Annotated in this window: 13 protein-coding genes; 6 read left to right on the top strand and 7 right to left on the bottom strand. The window is 65.0% G+C overall.

The genetic code is table 11. The features are described 5' to 3' along the window. Nucleotides 1-33: 33 nt before the first annotated feature. The 6 genes from V7Q53_RS02655 (at nt 34) to mgtA (ending at nt 9,350) form a co-directional block, all read left to right on the top strand. Entirely contained in the window at nt 34-1,476 is a 1,443-nt protein-coding gene (locus tag V7Q53_RS02655; protein WP_333826824.1) for a YfcC family protein, read from the top strand. Next, nucleotides 1,473-2,696 (top strand): arginine deiminase, encoded by a 1,224-nt coding sequence (gene arcA, locus V7Q53_RS02660; RefSeq protein ID WP_333826825.1) that lies wholly within the window; start codon nt 1,473-1,475, stop codon nt 2,694-2,696. Before V7Q53_RS02655 ends, arcA begins: the two co-directional genes overlap by 4 nt. 12 nt (nt 2,697-2,708) lie before the next feature. Further along, nucleotides 2,709-3,710, top strand: a complete 1,002-nt coding sequence (gene argF / locus V7Q53_RS02665) for an ornithine carbamoyltransferase (RefSeq protein WP_333826826.1) — start codon at nt 2,709-2,711, stop codon at nt 3,708-3,710. Between the two features lie 3 nt (nt 3,711-3,713). Further along, on the top strand, nt 3,714-4,634 hold the full coding sequence (arcC, locus tag V7Q53_RS02670; RefSeq protein WP_333826827.1) for a carbamate kinase: 921 nt from the start codon (nt 3,714-3,716) through the stop codon (nt 4,632-4,634). 240 nt (nt 4,635-4,874) lie between these two features. After that, complete coding sequence (locus V7Q53_RS02675; protein WP_333826828.1) at nt 4,875-6,692, top strand: PHA/PHB synthase family protein; 1,818 nt, start codon at nt 4,875-4,877, stop codon at nt 6,690-6,692. A gap of 72 nt (nt 6,693-6,764) precedes the next feature. Further along, complete coding sequence (gene mgtA, locus V7Q53_RS02680) at nt 6,765-9,350, top strand: magnesium-translocating P-type ATPase (protein ID WP_333826829.1); 2,586 nt, start codon at nt 6,765-6,767, stop codon at nt 9,348-9,350. A gap of 23 nt (nt 9,351-9,373) precedes the next feature. On the opposite strand, the gene V7Q53_RS02685 is transcribed toward mgtA, so the two are convergent. The 7 genes from V7Q53_RS02685 to V7Q53_RS02715 all read right to left on the bottom strand — a co-directional run. Beyond that, on the bottom strand, nt 9,374-10,678 hold the full coding sequence (locus V7Q53_RS02685; RefSeq protein WP_333826830.1) for a TRAP transporter large permease: 1,305 nt from the start codon (nt 10,676-10,678) through the stop codon (nt 9,374-9,376). Next, nucleotides 10,675-11,181 (bottom strand): TRAP transporter small permease subunit, encoded by a 507-nt coding sequence (locus tag V7Q53_RS02690; RefSeq protein ID WP_333826831.1) that lies wholly within the window; start codon nt 11,179-11,181, stop codon nt 10,675-10,677. Before V7Q53_RS02690 ends, V7Q53_RS02685 begins: the two co-directional genes overlap by 4 nt. An 88-nt stretch (nt 11,182-11,269) precedes the next feature. Then, a complete protein-coding gene (locus tag V7Q53_RS02695) occupies nt 11,270-12,331 on the bottom strand; it encodes a TRAP transporter substrate-binding protein (RefSeq protein ID WP_333826832.1) in 1,062 nt (353 codons plus the stop codon). Between the two features lie 87 nt (nt 12,332-12,418). Further along, nucleotides 12,419-13,654, bottom strand: a complete 1,236-nt coding sequence (locus V7Q53_RS02700) for an acetyl-CoA acetyltransferase (RefSeq protein ID WP_333826833.1) — start codon at nt 13,652-13,654, stop codon at nt 12,419-12,421. A gap of 1 nt (nt 13,655) precedes the next feature. After that, nucleotides 13,656-15,323: a class I adenylate-forming enzyme family protein gene (locus V7Q53_RS02705; RefSeq protein ID WP_333826834.1), complete on the bottom strand. Its 1,668-nt coding sequence runs from the start codon at nt 15,321-15,323 to the stop codon at nt 13,656-13,658. Continuing rightward, on the bottom strand, nt 15,320-16,108 hold the full coding sequence (locus tag V7Q53_RS02710) for an SDR family NAD(P)-dependent oxidoreductase (RefSeq protein WP_333826835.1): 789 nt from the start codon (nt 16,106-16,108) through the stop codon (nt 15,320-15,322). Before V7Q53_RS02710 ends, V7Q53_RS02705 begins: the two co-directional genes overlap by 4 nt. An 11-nt stretch (nt 16,109-16,119) precedes the next feature. Further along, the coding region (locus V7Q53_RS02715) for an SDR family NAD(P)-dependent oxidoreductase (RefSeq protein WP_333826836.1) at nt 16,120-16,935 on the bottom strand (816 nt) is incomplete at its 5' end.

Below are 16,935 nucleotides of genomic sequence, written 5' to 3' on the forward strand. Positions count from 1 at the left end.
TGACAGGGAGCGTTTCGCTTCGGGAGCATTTCCATGCCTATCACCGAGAAGCCGGGGTTCCGTTTTCCTTCTGCCTTCACCATCCTGTTCGCGCTGATCATTCTTGTCGCCGCGCTGACATGGATCATCCCGGCGGGGCAGTATCAGCGCGTCCCGTCCGAGGCCCTTGGCAAGGATGTGCCGCTGGCGGGCAGCTATGCGCCCACCGATGCCAACCCGCAGGGCTTTTTCGACGTGATTCTGGCGCCGATCGCGGGGTTCTATGACCCGCTGGAATACACCGCCAATGCCATTGACGTGTCGCTGTTCGTGCTGATCATCGGCGGGTTTATCGGGGTGGTGACAGCGACCGGCGCGATTGACGCAGGCATCGCCCGCGCCATGGTCCGCCTGAAGGGGCGCGAGAACTGGATGATCCCGTTCCTGATGGCGCTGTTCGCGCTTGGCGGCACAACCTATGGCATGGCCGAAGAAACGCTTGCCTTCTATGTCCTGCTGATCCCGGTGATGATTGCGGCGAAGTATGACGCACTGACGGCGGTGGCCGTGATCCTGCTGGGTGCGGGGGTGGGTGTTCTGGGCTCAACGGTCAACGCGTTTTCCACCGTCATCGCGTCCGATGCGGCAGGGGTAAGCTTTGCCGACGGGCTGGTGTTGCGGCTGGTGATCCTCGTGGTCTGCTGGGCTGTCACCGTGGCCTTCGTGATGCGCTACGCGGCCCGGGTCCGCGCCGACCCGACGAAATCGCTGGTCTATGACAAGAAGGCCGAGAACGAAGCGCATTTTCTGGCCGAAACGCCGGGGCAATCACAGCCCGGTGCCGCCCCCTTCACCGGCCTGCACAAGATCGTCCTGATCCTGTTTGCGCTGACCTTTGGTGTGATGGTCTGGGGCGTGTCGATCGGCGGATGGTGGATGGCGGAAATGAGCGGGCTGTTCCTGGGGGCCGCCATCGTCATCGGCCTCATTGCCCGGCTGGGCGAAGGCAGGCTGGTCGAAAGTTTTGTGAACGGCGCGCGTGACCTTCTGGGTGTGGCGCTGATCATCGGGCTGGCGCGCGGCATCGTGGTGATCATGGATGCGGGCCATATCACCGACACGATCCTGCATTCGGCGGAAACCAGTGTCGCCGGGCTGTCGCAGACCGCCTTCATTCTGGTGATCTACTGGATCGAGGTGGGGTTGTCGTTCTTTGTGCCTTCCACCTCGGGCCTCGCGGTGCTGTCCATGCCGATCCTCGCCCCTGTCGCCGATTTCGCCGGCGTCCAGCGGGAGCTGGTGGTGACCGCCTTCGCCACCGCCAGCGGCATGGTCAACCTGATCACGCCCACATCGGCTGTCGTGATGGGCGGGCTGGCCATCGGGCGGGTACCCTATGAGCGCTGGCTGCGGTTCATCTGGCCGCTTCTGCTGGTGCTGACAGTGATCATCATGGCGGCGCTTGCCCTGGCCGTCGGTTTCGGAGGCGCACCATGACCCTGACTTACGGCGTTCATTCCGAGGCGGGGCAGTTGCGCCGCGTCATGCTCCACCGTCCCGGCTCGGAAATGGCGCGGCTGACGCCTGCCAATGCCGAAAGCCTGCTGTTTGATGATGTCCTTTGGGTGAAGCAGGCGCGCATCGACCATATGGCCTTTGTCGATATCCTGCGCGAACGCGGGGTTGACGTGGTGCTTCTGCGCGAGATGCTGGAAGTGGTGCTGACCCAGCCCGAGGCGCGGCGCTGGCTGCTGGATGCCCGGATCACCGACAATTCGGTCGGCGTGGGCCTGTCCGCCGATCTGCACGCCTGCCTGATGGAGATGCCAGCCAATGCGCTGACGCATATTCTGATCGGCGGAATGAGCCGGACCGAGCTGCCGATCCCCGAAGCGGGTGTCGTGGTGCCGATGCTGCGCGATGAGGACTTTCTGCTGCCGCCGATGCCCAACCAGATCTTCACGCGCGACAGCTCCTGCTGGATCTATGGCGGGGTCACGCTGAACCCGATGTTCTGGCCCGCGCGACGGCTGGAAACGCTGAACCTTGCCGCGATCTACCGCTTTCACCCTGACTTTGCCGATGCCGGTTTTCCTGTCTGGTATGGCGACCCCAAGGTCGATCACGGGCTTGCAACGCTGGAGGGCGGCGATGTGATGCCCATCGGCAATGCCACCGTCCTGATCGGCATGGGCGAGCGCACGACACCACAGGCCGTGGGACAGGTGGCGCGCGCCCTCTTTGCCGGCGGCGGCGCGGAACGGGTGATCGCCTGCCAGTTCCCGCGTGCGCGCGCAACAATGCATCTGGATACCGTGTTCACCTTCTGCGACCGCGATCTGGTGACCGTGTTTGCCGAGGTAACAGATGCGATCCAGACCTATTCCCTGCGCCCGGACGGCAAGGGCGGTGTGCAGGTGACGGCAGAAAAAGCCCCGTTCCTTGAGGTGGTTGCCGGCGCCCTGGGCGTGAAGAAACTGCGCACCGTGCCAACCGGCGGCGACACCTACGAATCCCAGCGCGAGCAGTGGGATGATGCCAATAACCTGTTGTGCATCAGCCCCGGCGTGGTGGTCGGTTATGAGCGCAACACCCATTCCAACACCCTGCTGCGCAAGGCAGGCGTCGAAGTCATCACCATTTCCGGCGCCGAACTGGGGCGCGGGCGCGGCGGGTCGCATTGCATGACCTGCCCGCTGATCCGCGACGCCCTCTGAAAGGACCACCCGATGCCACAAAATCTGCACGGCCGCAGTTTCCTGAAACTGCTGGATTTCACCCCGGACGAGTTGCGCTTCCTGCTCCGCCTTGGCGCCAGCCTGAAAGAGGCCAAGGCCACAGGCACCGAAAAGCGCCTGCTGAACGGCAAGAACATCGCCCTGATCTTTGAGAAAGACAGCACCCGCACCCGCAGCGCATTCGAGGTTGCCGCCTTTGATCAGGGCGCGCATGTCACCTATCTGGGGCCGTCGGGCAGCCATATCGGCACCAAGGAGACGATGAAGGACACCGCGCGCGTGCTGGGCCGGTTCTATGATGCTATCGAATACCGCGGTTTCGGACAGGCCGATGCCGAAGTGCTCGCGCAGTTCGCGGGCGTGCCGGTCTACAACGGGCTGACGGATGAGTTTCATCCGACCCAGATTCTCGCCGATCTGATGACCATGCGGGAGTTCACCCACAAGCATCTGTCCGACATCGCGTTTTGCTTCATCGGTGATACCGGCGGCAACATGGGGTCATCGCTGATGGTGGGGGCGGCGCTGATCGGCATGGATATCCGCCTGTGCGGCCCGCAAAGCCTGTGGCCGGAACCCGCGCTGGTGGCGCAGTGCCGCAAGCTGGCCGAATCCACCGGCGCGCGGATTACCCAGACCGAAAAACTGGCCGAGGGGGTGGAGGGCTGCGATTTCATCTACACCGATGTCTGGGTCTCGATGGGCGAGCCGGAAAAGGTCTGGGCAGAACGGATCGCCCTGCTTTCCCCCTATACCGTGACACAGCAGGTCATGGATATGACGGGCAACCCGCACACGAAATTCCTGCATTGCCTGCCCGCCTTCCATAACCGCGATACCAAGACGGGCGAGGCCACATTCCAGACCTATGGCATCGACTGCATGGAGGTGACCGATGAGGTGTTCGAATCCCCCGCCTCAAAGGTGTTCGATCAGGCGGAAAACCGGCTGCATTCGATCAAGGCGGTGCTGGTTGCCACGATAGGGGCCTGAAGCATGCGTATCGTGGTGGCCCTTGGCGGCAACGCCCTGCTGAAACGCGGCGAGCCGATGACGGCACAGGCGCAGCATGCCAATGTGCGCATCGCCGCCGGGGCGCTGGCCGATCTGGCGCGTGATCATCAGATCATCGTGGCGCATGGCAATGGCCCGCAAGTGGGGCTGATGGCGCTGCGCTCGGCCGCCTATGCGCCGGACAACCTGTGGCCGCTCGACATTCTGGGGGCCGAGACCGAGGGCATGATCGGCTATCTGATCGAGCAGGAACTGGTGAACGCCCTGCCCCCCGGCACCGATTGCGCCACCCTGCTCACCCGGGTGGAGGTGGACCCGAACGACCCCGCCTTTGACGAACCCACGAAACCGATCGGCCCGGTCTATACGGCTGCGGAGGCGGAACTGGCCCGCACTGAACATCGCTGGACGATGGTCGAAGAGGCCACGGGCGGGTTGCGCCGCGTCGTGCCCTCGCCCCTGCCCGTCGCCATACCGGGCATCGCGCCAATCCGCCTGCTGGTCGAGGCCGGGGTCTGCGTGATCTGCGCGGGCGGGGGCGGCATCCCGGTGGTGCGGGGCCGCGATGGCAGGATGGAAGGTATCGAAGCGGTGATCGACAAGGACCGCACCTCGGCCCTGCTGGCAGAGGCACTGGAAGCGGATATCCTGCTGATGCTGACCGATGTGGAGGCCGTGTTCCGCGACTGGGGCGCGCCCGGTCAGGAAGCCATCGGGCGCATAACACCCGATGCGCTGGACGCGATGACTTTTCCCGCCGGTTCAATGGGGCCCAAGATCGCCGCTGCCTGCGATTTCGTGCGCGCGGGCGGCACCATGGCGGGCATCGGCCGGTTGCAGGATGCACGCGCGATTGTGGAAGGGCGCGCGGGCACGCAGGTGCAGCGTGAACCCCCGGCCTGAAGCCATTTCCCGCCCTGCAACGGGCGCCATCCGCGCATCGGGAAAGTTACCCCGGCGATTGCTGCGCAAGAAAACCCCGCCGCGCCCTCACGCTGCGACATTGCTTTCGATCAAGGCGCGACCAATCTGTCTGCGTTAATGAACTTGCCATATCACACGAGCACCAGGCCGTTTGTGCCACCAGCGAAGCGGACTTGCGGGCAGACCCCGCGCCCGTCCCCCTGATCGGAAGGTCTCAGAATGCCCGGCAAACCTGCAAAACCGAAATCCGGAACCGCTGCCGAACCACAGACAAAGCCCGCTGCGGTTGCGGCCCGGGCCACGCCGCATGGCGCGCAGCGGCGGGAACATCCGCATCAGGACCTTGACCGTGGTGTGCGCGCGGTGATGGCGCGGCTGAGCGGCGGTGTTTCCACCCATTCCTTCATCGAGGCCTGGACCGACTGGGCATTCCATATGAGCAATTCGCCCGGGCGCCAGCTTGAGCTCTATGAAAACGCCCGGCAGAACGCCCTGAAGCTGGTGGCGCATGCCACCAATACCAGCCCCGACGCCACCCCGCCCTTTGCCCCGAAGCCCTACGATCATCGCTTCAACCATCCGGGCTGGCAGAAACCCCCGTTCCAGATGTGGCAACAGGGCTTCCTTGCCGCTCAGGACTGGTGGGACAATGCGACCGATTACCTGCGCGGCCTGAAGCCCGAAGATGCCGACCGCACCCGGTTCATGGCGCGACAGCTGCTGGACACGGTCTCGCCGTCGAACTTCCCCGCCCTCAATCCCGAAATCATCGAGGCGACCACCGCGGCGGGTGGGCGCAACCTGACCCAGGGCGCCGCGCATTTCGCGCGGGACTTCCTCAAGACCGTCACCCAGACCCACGACCCGGCGCCGGAGGGGTTCAGGGTGGGGCAGGGTCTGGCTTGCACACCCGGCGAAGTCATCTTCCGCAATGACCTGTTTGAGCTGATCCAGTACACGCCGCAAACCGGGACGGTGCAGGCCGAGCCTGTCCTGATCGTGCCCGCCTGGATCATGAAGTATTACATCCTTGACCTTTCGCCGCATAATTCGATGGTCAACTATCTGGTCGGTCAGGGCTTTACGGTCTTCATGATCTCATGGTGCAATCCGACGGCGGAACAGGCCCATCTGTCGCTGGAGGACTACCGCCACTCAGGCGTGATGGCCGCGCTGGATGCCGTCAACGCCATTGTTCCGGACCGGAAGGTGCATGCCGTCGGCTACTGCCTTGGCGGCACCATTCTGGCCATCACCGCCGCAACCATGGCGCGCGAGCGCGACGAGCGTTTCGCCAGCATCACGCTGATGGCCGCGCAGGTCGATTTCGCCGAGGCGGGGGAGTTGCTGCTTTTCGTCGATGAAAGCCAGGTCGCCTTCCTTGAGGACATGATGTGGGATCAGGGCTATCTTGACCGGCCCCAGATGGCGCGCACCTTCTCCACGATCCGGTCGGAAGACCTGATCTGGTCGCGCGCGGTGCGGCGGTATTTTCTGGGTCAGGATGATCTGCCGACGGATATGGGCGTCTGGGTGGCCGATACCACACGCATGCCCGCGCAGATGCATTCGCAATACCTGCGCGGCCTGTTTCTGGAAAACCGCCTGACCGCAGGGCGTTTCGCGGTTGAAGGCCGGGTGATCGCGCTCAAGGATATCTCGGCCCCGATGTTCGTCATTGCAACCGAGACCGACCATATCGCGCCGTGGCGCTCGGTCTACAAGACGCAGCTTTTCACCGATTGTGACCTGACGTTTGTTCTGACCGGCGGCGGGCACAACAGCGGCATCGTCAATGAACCGGGCAATCCGCGCAGCCATTACCTGTGGTCGCACCGCCCGGCAGGGGCGTTCTATGTCGGACCGGATGACTGGCAGGCCAAGGCAACGCCGCGAAAGGGATCGTGGTGGCCGGAATGGAAAGACTGGCTGGCGGGCAAAAGCACAGGCCCGGTGGCGCCGCCCGCCTCGGGTGCGCCGGACAAGGGCCTTGCACCGATCACCGCAGCGCCCGGCACCTATGTGTTCCAGACATGACCGCCGATGCGACCGGGCCGACAAAGACCGCGCCCGCGCCGGTCTGCCTTGTTGTGACCGGGGGGGCGCCCCATGGCAGACGCGGCGCGTGACGCAAGCTACTGGAGCCAGGACGCCTCCACCCTTGCGGAGACTTCCGGCGACGGCACCGGGGGCCTTTCGTCACAACACGCGGCAGCCCGGCTTGCCGCCGTCGGGCCCAACAGCGTCGAGGATGCCCCCCGCCTGAGCGCCCTGCGCCTTCTGCTCCGGCAGTTTGAAAGCCCGCTGGTCCTGATCCTTGCCTTTGCCGCCGCCATCTCGCTGCTGTTGCAGCAATGGGTGGATGCGGGGATCATTCTGGCCATTGTGCTGGGCAGCTCGGCCCTGAGTTTCTTTCAGGAATACCGGGCCTCCACCGCGGTCAGGGAGCTGAAGAAACGGCTTGCCCTGACAGCCCGGGTGCTGCGCGACGGGGTTGAACAGGCGCTGCCGGTCGCGCAGATCGTGCCCGGTGACGTGATCCTTCTGTCGGCGGGCAACCTGATCCCGGCGGACGGGGTGGTGATCGAAGCGCAGGATTTCCTCGTCTCTGAGGCCAGCATGACGGGGGAGTCGTTTCCCGTCGAAAAGCGCCCCGGAATCATCGCCGCCGATGCCCCCCTCGCGGCGCGGACCAACACGGTTTTCCTTGGCTCATCGGTGCGCAGCGGCACGGCAAGGGTGCTGGTCGTCCGGACCGGACGCCGGACAGAATTCGGCGCCATCGCCGCCCGGTTGCGGGCGCGCCAGCCCGAGACGGATTTCACGCGCGGGGTGCGCCGGTTCGGCTATCTGCTGATCCGGGTGATGGTGGTCATCGTCCTGTTCGTGCTGACGGTGAACCTGCTGCTGGACCGCCCGGTGATCGAATCGCTGCTGTTCGCCGTGGCGCTGGCGGTGGGGCTTTCGCCCGAACTTCTGCCCGCAATCATCAGTGTTACCCTGTCGGCGGGTGCCCGCGCCATGAGCAGGCGCGGGGTGATCGTGCGGCGGCTGGACGCTATCGAAAATCTCGGCAGCATGAACATCCTGTGCACCGACAAGACCGGCACACTGACCGAAGGCACCATCGTGCTGAGCGAGGTGCTGGATACCGCAAACCGGCCATCCGGCGCGGTGCGGCAGCTTGCCTATGTCAACGCCGCGCTTGAAACCGGAATCGAGAACCCGCTCGATACCGCCATCGTCGCGGCGGGTGCTGCCGCAGGGCTGACGACGGTGGGCCTGACCAAGATCGACGAGATCCCCTATGACTTTGTGCGCCGCCGTCTGACCATCGTCGTGGCCGAGGACGGCGCGCCAGAGCATCTGTTCATCACCAAGGGCGCCTTCGCAAACGTCCTCGAAAGCTGCACCGCCTTTGAGCGCGATGGTGCGGAACTGCCCCTGAATGATGCCGCGCGCGCAGAGCTTGACGCGGTGTTCCGGGCAAAGGGCGATGAGGGGTTTCGCGTTCTGGCGCTGGCGACGCGGCGGGTTGCCGCAAAGCCCGATCATGACCGCGAAGATGAGCGCGACATGGTCTTTCGCGGCTTTCTGGTGTTCCTTGACCCGCCCAAACCCGAGGCGCGTGAGACAATTCAGCACCTTGCCCGGCTTGGCATCGCCATCAAGGTGATCAGCGGCGACAACCGCCATGTCACCGCCCACATGGCCGCAGTGGTGGGGCTGAACGCCGGGTCGATGCTGACGGGCGAGGACATTGCGGGGATGAAGGACGAGGCGCTGTGGCATCTCGCCCCGCGCACCGATCTGTTTGTCGAGATCGACCCGCAGCAGAAGGAACGCGTTGTCCGCGCCCTGCAACGCACCGGCAACTCGGTCGGCTATCTGGGCGACGGGATCAATGACGCACCGGCGCTGCATGCCGCCGATGTCGGCATCTCGGTGGCCGGCGCCGTGGACGTGGCCCGCGAAAGCGCCGACATCATCCTGCTCAGCCGCGATCTGGACGTGCTGCGCCAGGGGGTCGAGGACGGGCGGCGCACCTTTGCCAACACGCTCAAATACATCACCATCACCACCAGCGCGAATTTCGGCAACATGATCAGCATGGCGCTGGCGACACCGCTTCTGCCGTTCCTGCCGCTGGCGGCCAAGCAGATCCTGCTCAACAACTTCCTCTCAGATCTGCCCGCGCTCGCCATCTCCAGTGACAATGTGGACCCTGAGCGCGTCTCGGCGCCGCAGCGCTGGAACATCAAGGACATTCAGCGCTTCATGATCGTCTTCGGGCTGATCAGCTCGGTCTTTGATCTGCTGACCTTTGGTGTTCTGCTCTATATCTTTCACGCGGGTCAGGCGGCGTTCCAGACCTCGTGGTTCATGATCTCGCTGCTCACGGAACTGGCGGTGGTTCTGGTTCTGCGCACCCGAAAGCCCGCCTTCCGCAGCCGGCCCAGCCGGTTGCTGCTCTGGTCAACCCTCGTTGTCGCGGCCGCCACCTTTGCAATCCCGTTCCTTGGCGAGGCTAGCGCGCTTTTCGGCTTTGTGCCGCTGTCGGGCAAGGAACTGGCCGCCGTGGTGGCGATCGTCAGCGCGTATATCGTGGCCACGGAAATCGCGAAAGCGTGGTTCTTCCGGCACGAGAACGCCCCGCGTTCAGCAATGCCCGAGCCCGGCAAACCCCGCCAGTGACCAGGGCTGGCCGGGGCCTGCCCTTACCGAATGAGCAGCGCGGTTCCGTCGATTAGAATCGCCGGGAAGAGCATCAGAAGCATCCCCGCGAAGATCATCAGCGCCACATACGGCATGACCGCGCGGTAGAGGCCCAGAATGGGTGTCTCCGGGCTCAGCGCCTTCAGATAGAAGATGTTGTAGCCAAAGGGCGGGGTTATGTATCCGATGCAGAGGTTGAGCTGAAAGATGACGCAGAACCACAGCGGGTCAAACCCCAGCGCGATAACGACCGGGTAGAAGATCGGCAGCACCAGCAGGATGATGCCCAGCGGGTCAAGGAACATGCCCAGCACCAGCGCGATCAGCTGCATCAGCACGATCATCATCCAGGGCGATATCTCGGAGGCCAGCAGCAGCCCGCGCATGAAGGCAATCCCGCCCCCCGCCGAATAGACCGACACAAAGGCAGTGGCGCCAAAGACAATCCAGATCACCATTCCGGTGGTGCTGGCGGTCTCGTGGCTTACCTGCCGGATAAACTGAAGCGTGACCTCACCGCGCAGGGCAACAGCCAGAAACACCGCCATCGCCCCCACTGCCGCCGCCTCGGTCGGAGTGGCAAGGCCCATGAAGATGGTCAGCAGCACGCTCAGAATAATCAGCAGCGGCACCACGACAGAGCGCAGTGCGCGCAGCTTTTCAGAGGTCCGCACCCGCCGCCCCACGGCGGGCGCCATGGACGGCGCAAGATGCGAGCGGATCGCCACATAGGCCATGATCAGCACCAGCACCAGAATGCCCGCAATCAGCCCGCCCATGAACAACCGGCCCACCGACAGCCCGGTTGTCATGCCGATCACGATCAGCGTGACCGACGGCGGGATCAGAATACCCAGCGTTCCGGCGGCGCCGATCGTGCCCAGGGCGAAAAGCTTGTCGTAGCCGTGCTTCTCCATCGCCGGAAGGCCGACCTTGCCGGTGGTCAGGGTCGAGGCTGCGCAGCTTCCGGTCATGGCGGAAAGTGCCGCCGCGAAACCGGCCGTTCCCAGAAGCAACCCGCCGTTCACGCGGCCTGACCACAGATAGAACGCTTCATAAAGGTTCTCGGAAATCCGCGACCGTGCAAGCGCGACACCCATGAAAACGAAGAACGGCACCGCCGTCAGCAGGATCGACCACATGCTGCCGAACACCGCCGAGATCATCGGGAACAGGCCATTCGGCCCCGACAGCATGAGCGTGAACACCACGGCGACCCCGCCAAGGGCAAAGGACAGTGACACGCCCGCCATGATCAGGAGCAGAAGCGCGCCGAACATGCCGATGGTCAGAAGTTCAGGGCTCATGACGGCCTCTCCTCTTCGGGCCGCCAGAGACGGGCGGCGGCGCGCATCAGCTCAGCCAGCCCCTGCAGCGCCATCAGCACCACCCCGACGAACAGCGCCAGCTTGACCGGCCAGAGCACATGACCAAGGGCGCTGTCGTCACGCTCACCAAAGCGCCACGCATCGTTGAAATAGAACCAGCCCTCATAGGCCAGCGCGCCGGTCCACAATAGCAGAACCGCGTAATTGATCATGTCCAGAAATGCGCTCCAGCGCGGGGACCTGCCGTTCAGCAACAGATCAACGCGCACATGGCCGCGCTCGATCAGGGTATAGGCGCCGATCAGAATGAAGTAGCCCGCGAATATGCGCTGCATGTAACCCTGCGCCCAGACCGTGGGTGCATTGAAGGCATAGCGCATCACCACTTCGTATACGACCACGACCATGCCGATCCAGATGGCATAGCTGACAAGCTTTCCGACAAAGCTGTTCAACCGGTTGATTGCGTCGGCAATAAGCATGCGGGCCCCTTTGGTGGCTGAGGAGGTGTGCCGGCTTGCCACGCCGGCACACAGAACAGGGATCACGGCGGCAACCGCCGCCGCGCGTTTACAGCTTGCCGGTGAAGCGCATGAACTCGTGCAGCAGATCGCCGATCCGGCCACTGTAGCGCGGGTCCTGCGCCGATATCTCGTCAACGACCGCCATTGATGCCGTGCGCATCTCCTCCAGCACCGCGTCTTCCATCATCACCACCTCGCCGCCGTGATCGTTGACGAAGCTGTTGATGCCGCTGATATCCTCATGCAGAATCTTGGAGGTGTAAATGCCGGTCGTTGCGCGCACCGCGTCATGCACCACGCGCTTGTGGTCTTCGCCCAGGGCATTCCAGCGGTCCATGTTGACGAATACTTCCAGATTGGTCGGATAGATCAGATCAGGCTGCATGATATACGAGGTCACCTCCTGAAAATTCATGCTGATCCCGCCGGACACGCTGCCCCAATGCGCGGCATCGACCACCCCGGTTTGCAGCGCCTGATACAGCTCGCCCCCCGCGACCGAGACAGGGGCCGCGCCCAGCTTTTCCAGAACCCGCGCCGCGGTGCCGGTGGTGCGGATCTTGTAGCCGCGCAGATCTTCCAGCGTGCGGATCGGGCGCTTGCCAAACAGCGTGACCCCGCCCCCCGCGATCGGCCCCACAACATAGACGCCGCGCTCGGCATAGGCTTCACGGACAATATCCAGCGCGCCCATCTCGAAGAAGAAATACTCCATCTCCTGCGTCGATGAGAATGTGCCGAGATTGCCGTTCAGATGCCCTGCGGCAGGGATCTGACCCACCCAATAGGCCGGAAAGGTGAAGGCTGCGTCCAGCGTGCCGCGCCCCGCCGCGATCAGCTTGTCGCTGGTTCCGACGATGGAGCCGGGCGCATGCGTCTCGATCACCAGCTCGCCATTGGTGCCCTCGGTGATCCGGTCTGCAAGGTCCTGGAACACATCAGTGTAATACCACGTCCCGGTAGGGAAATGGGTCTGCATCCGCCAGGTGACCGGCGTGCTGGCCGAAGCGATGGTCGCAGGTGCGGCAAGCACGCCCGCGCCTGCTGCCACCGTCGCCCCGCGCGCCAGAAAATGGCGCCGGGAAAGGCTGCTGTTCTTTGTCGTCATGTCGTTCTCTCCTCCACTTGTTGACCGATCCTCCACGATCGGGTTCGTATTTCTGCGGCACTTCCCGCCCGGGCCTGTCGCGCCCCGCTAGTCTCCGCGGGCCACAACAAAGCTGACGACCGTGGTGGCACTTCCGCCGACATTGAGCGTGGCAAAGCGCTGCGCCCCCGGTATCTGGCAATCACCCGCCCGGCCGGTGACCTGCCGCGCCGCGTCATGCAGCATCCGCACGCCCGTCGCCCCCACCGGGTGGCCCACGCCGATCAGCCCACCGCTTGGGTTGACGGGTATCCGCCCCTCGGGCCGGATGTCGCCCGCCTCGATGGCACGCCAGCTTTCGCCCGGCGGGGTGATGCCGAAATGGTCGATGGCCATGTATTCCGTCGGGGTGAAACAATCATGCGTCTCAATCCCCTGCAGGTCAGACACGCTGCCGATTCCGGCACGCGAAAAGGCGTCCTGAATCGCGTCGCTGACATGCGGGAAGACCAGCGGATGGTTGCGGCTCATCTGCAGCTTCTCTTCCAGCCGCAGATGCGCGGTGCGATGCCCCCAGCCCGCGATGCGCGGCACCTGATCCAGCGTCAGCCCGCGCGCCGCGGCCCAGTCTGTCGCAAACGCCTCGGAGGCGAGGATCACCGCCGCACCGCCATCGGTCACCTGCGCGCAGTCCTGTCGGCGCACGATCCCCTCGATCACCGGGTTCGCCGTGTCATCCTGACTGAAGCTCTCAGGCGTGAACTGCCAGTCACGGGTCTGCGCCAGCGGGTTGCGGCGGGCATTGGCGATGTTGAGCTCGGCAATCGCCGCCAGATGGGCATAGTCCAGCCCGTAACGCCGCTCATATTCCGCCGCAACCCGGTCGAACATGCTTGGCCAGGGATAGGTCGCTTCCTGGCCCTCGGTCCCCACCCACATCGCCGCACCCAGATACCGCGCGGCCTCCTTGCCGGGCACATTGCGCTCCATCTCAACCCCGGCGACCAGCACACAGTCATAGCGCCCCGCCTCGATCTCGGCGGTGGCCGCCAGCAGCGCGATACTGCCCGAAGCGCAGGCGGCCTCGTGGCGCCCGGCGGGCTTGCCATAGAGCGCCGGGTCGATGGCCGCGAACATGCCGCCAAGCTGCCCCTGCCCGGCAAACAGCTCGCCGGTGAAATTGCCGACATGGCAGGCATCCACCTGCCCCGGCTCCAGCCGTGCATCGGCCAGCGCCGGAAGCACGGCATCGCGCATCAGCTCGAACAGCCCCTCGCCCGCGCGGGCCGCATGGCGCGCAAAGTCGGTCTGGCTGCCGCCAAGAATGTATACGGGTTTCACCATTTCAATCTCCTTTTCCCGGGCGCCTGTCTTCCGGACGCCTGTGCGCCCCCCCCTGCGCGGCGGCCTCGCGGGCTGCAGCTTTCAGCGGCTCTTTCGACAATTTCCCATTCAGATTGCGCGGCAGCGGCTCTGCGCAGAAGGTGACGAAATCGGGCACCTTGTAATCCGCAAGCCGCTCCCGGCAGAAATCGCGCAGCGCTGATGCATCGGGCGCGTGTCTGGCATGGACAAAGACATGCACCCTCTCACCCAGCACCGGGCAGGGGCTGGCCACCGCCGCAACCTCGATCACGCCGGGGAATTCGTGGATCACGTTTTCAAGCTCGACGCAGAACACCTTGTAGCCGCCACGGTTGACCATGTCCTTGATCCGGTCGAACACCCGCAGATACCCGGCTTCATCCACCGATCCGATATCGCCGCTGCGCCAGTAGCCGCCGACAAAGGCCGCGCGCGTTGCATCCGGGTTGTTCCAGTAGCCGATGGCATTGCCGGGGCCGCGTATCCACAGCTCGCCCGCCTCACCCGCCTTCACTTCCTGCCCGTCAGGGTTCAGCACCCGGATATCAATGCAGGGCAGCAGCTTGCCGACCGATTCCAGCGGGTCATCCGGGCCCAGTTGCCCGGTCAGCGTGACAGCCGAAAGGGTTTCGGTGCTGCCAAAGCCGTTATAGAGCCGCAGCCCCGGCATGGCCTCGGCCAGTTTGCGGATCGTCACCTCGGCCATGGCCGCGCCGCCGAAATGACCGATCCGCCACGCTGACAGGTCATGCGCCGCAATATCCGGCTCCAGCAGCAGCAGGTTATACATCGCGGGCACCATGACCGCCGCGCTGATCCGTTCCTGCGCGATGGTCGCCAGCACATCACGGGCGCTGAAGCTGCGGCGGCAGACGATGCAGCCGCCGGTCTGCAACGTCACCAGCACCGTCGCCAGCAGGCCCGAGATATGCGTGGCCGGGATCACCAGCAGCATCCGGTCCTCTGCGGTGTAGCCAAACTGAAATTCGTAGTTCCGCGCCGTGTGGTAAAAGCCCAGATGCGACAGCATCGCGCCCTTGGGCCGCCCGGTGGTGCCTGAGGTATACATGATGCAGGCCACATCCTGCGCGCTGACCGCCGGCGGGTCGCTCAAGGGCGCCTGACCTGCCGCCAGTTCATCAAGCCCGACCGTGCCCGCAGGCAGGGCCGCCGCCACCCCGGTGCCGTCGTCGATCACCGCAAGCAGCCGCACCGAAGGCATTGCGCCCGGCGCAGGCAAGCGCTCGGCAAGGCCACGGTCAAAGATCAGCGCCGCAGCCCCGCACTGGCCCAGCATATAGGTCAGCTCATCGGCTGTCTGGCGGTTGCCAATGGGCACCGCAATGGCCCCCAGCCGCCAGATTCCCAGCAACGCGGCAATGAAACCGGCGCCGTTTCCGGCAAACAGCGCCACCCTGTCACCCCTGGCGATGCCACGACCCGCCAGCCCGGCAGCAATCGCCCCGGCCCATGTCACCAGCGCCGCATAGCTGGTTTCCTGCCCGCCATCCAAAACGGCAGGCCGCGCGCCCTGTCTGGCAGCAACCCGCACCAGCATCCGGTCAAGGTTTTCCGGGCAGTCGTCATAGCAGGGCACCAGCCGGTCACCATAAAGCGCGCGGTATCGGATATCGGGGCGCGTGCTCATGCGTCGCCCACCGGCTCGCGCATCCGCACCGCCCCGTCGATCCGCAGCACCGATCCGTTCAGCATCTGGTTGCCGATGATCTCCACCACCAGGCTGGCAAACTCCTCCGGCCTGCCCGCGCGGCGCGGAAAGGGCACATCACCGATAAGCTGGCGCTGCGTCTGGGGCGGCACCCGGTCAAAAACGCCGGTATCGAAAGACCCGGGCGCCACCGCCACCACCCGGATGCCGAACCGCGCGAGTTCCCGCGCCAGCGGCAATGTCATCGCCGCCACCCCGGCCTTGGACGCGCCATAGCCCGCCTGCCCTGACAGCGCCTCATAGGCCGCGACCGAGGCGGTATTGACGATCACGCCGGTATCCTGCCCGTCATCGCCGGTGCCGTCCGACAGCCCCGCCGCGAACAGCCGGATCGTATTGAAAGTGCCCGTCAGGTTCACCTCGATCACGCGGCGCAGGTCAGCCATGGGGCGCGGCGTAGCCCGCCCCGTCACCCGGTCCATGCGAAAGACCCGCGCCGGGGCCAGAATACCCGCGCAATTCACCAGAATGCGCGGGCTGCCGTGCCAGTGCCGGATATCGGCAAAGGCCGCCTCCATCCCCGGGCCATCGGTGACATCCACAGGCATCGCGCGCACCGCATCCCCGGTGAGCGCCTCCAGCGGCGTACCCGGCAGGTCCAGCGCCGCAACCTTTGCACCGCGTGCGGCCAGCGCCAGCACCACCGCCCGCCCCAGACCTGAGGCCGCACCTGTCACCACCGCCGAAGCGCCTGAAATGTCCATCTGTGCCGCCCTCACAACCGGGCGGGCATGCGCAGCCCGCCATCCAGCCGGATCGTATCGCCGTTCAGCATCGGGTTGCGCAGGATGCTCAGCGCCAGATCGGCAAATTCTTCCGGCAGCCCCGGCCGCTTCGGAAAGGGCGGCACCGCCGAAAAGACAACCTCGCGCGACCGCTCCGGCAGGTTTTCAGTCATCGGTGTGCGGAACACGCCCGGCGCTATCCCCGCCACACGGATACCGAATTCCCCCAGTTCGCGCGCCAGCGGCAGAACCATGCCCGCCACGCCGCCTTTTGAGGCGCTGTAGGCCGCCTGCCCCACCTGACCGTCCTGCGCCGCGATCGAGGAGGTCAACACGATGACCCCCGCCTCGGCGTCGCCAGCGCCACGATGGTTGATCATCTGCGGCACCGCACAGCGGATACAGTTGAGCGTGCCAAGCAGGTTCACCGCGATCACGCGACGAAACTCTTCCAGCGGCATGGGTTCTGTCTTGCGGACCACCGGGCCGGGCCGGGCGATGCCCGCGCAACAGACGAGCACTGAAACCGGCCCCATCTCACGCTCGATCTGCGCGAAAAGCGCCTCGACAGCGTCATCCGCAGCCACATCGACAACATGGCCCGTGATGCCCGCATGGGTGCCGATATCCGCCACGGCTTGCGGGTCGGCGTCCAGCACCACAACCCGCGCCCCGGCGCCCTGCAGCGCCATCGCCGTTGCAGCGCCCAGCCCCGATGCGCCGCCCGTGACCACGGCAACCCGCCCGTGCAGCTCCCCGCCGCCCCGCCCGTCCGACATTGCCATCTCCCCCCGCAACGGCCCACC

The sequence above is a fragment of the Pararhodobacter sp. genome (assembly GCF_036802785.1).
Lineage (GTDB): Bacteria > Pseudomonadota > Alphaproteobacteria > Rhodobacterales > Rhodobacteraceae > Pararhodobacter.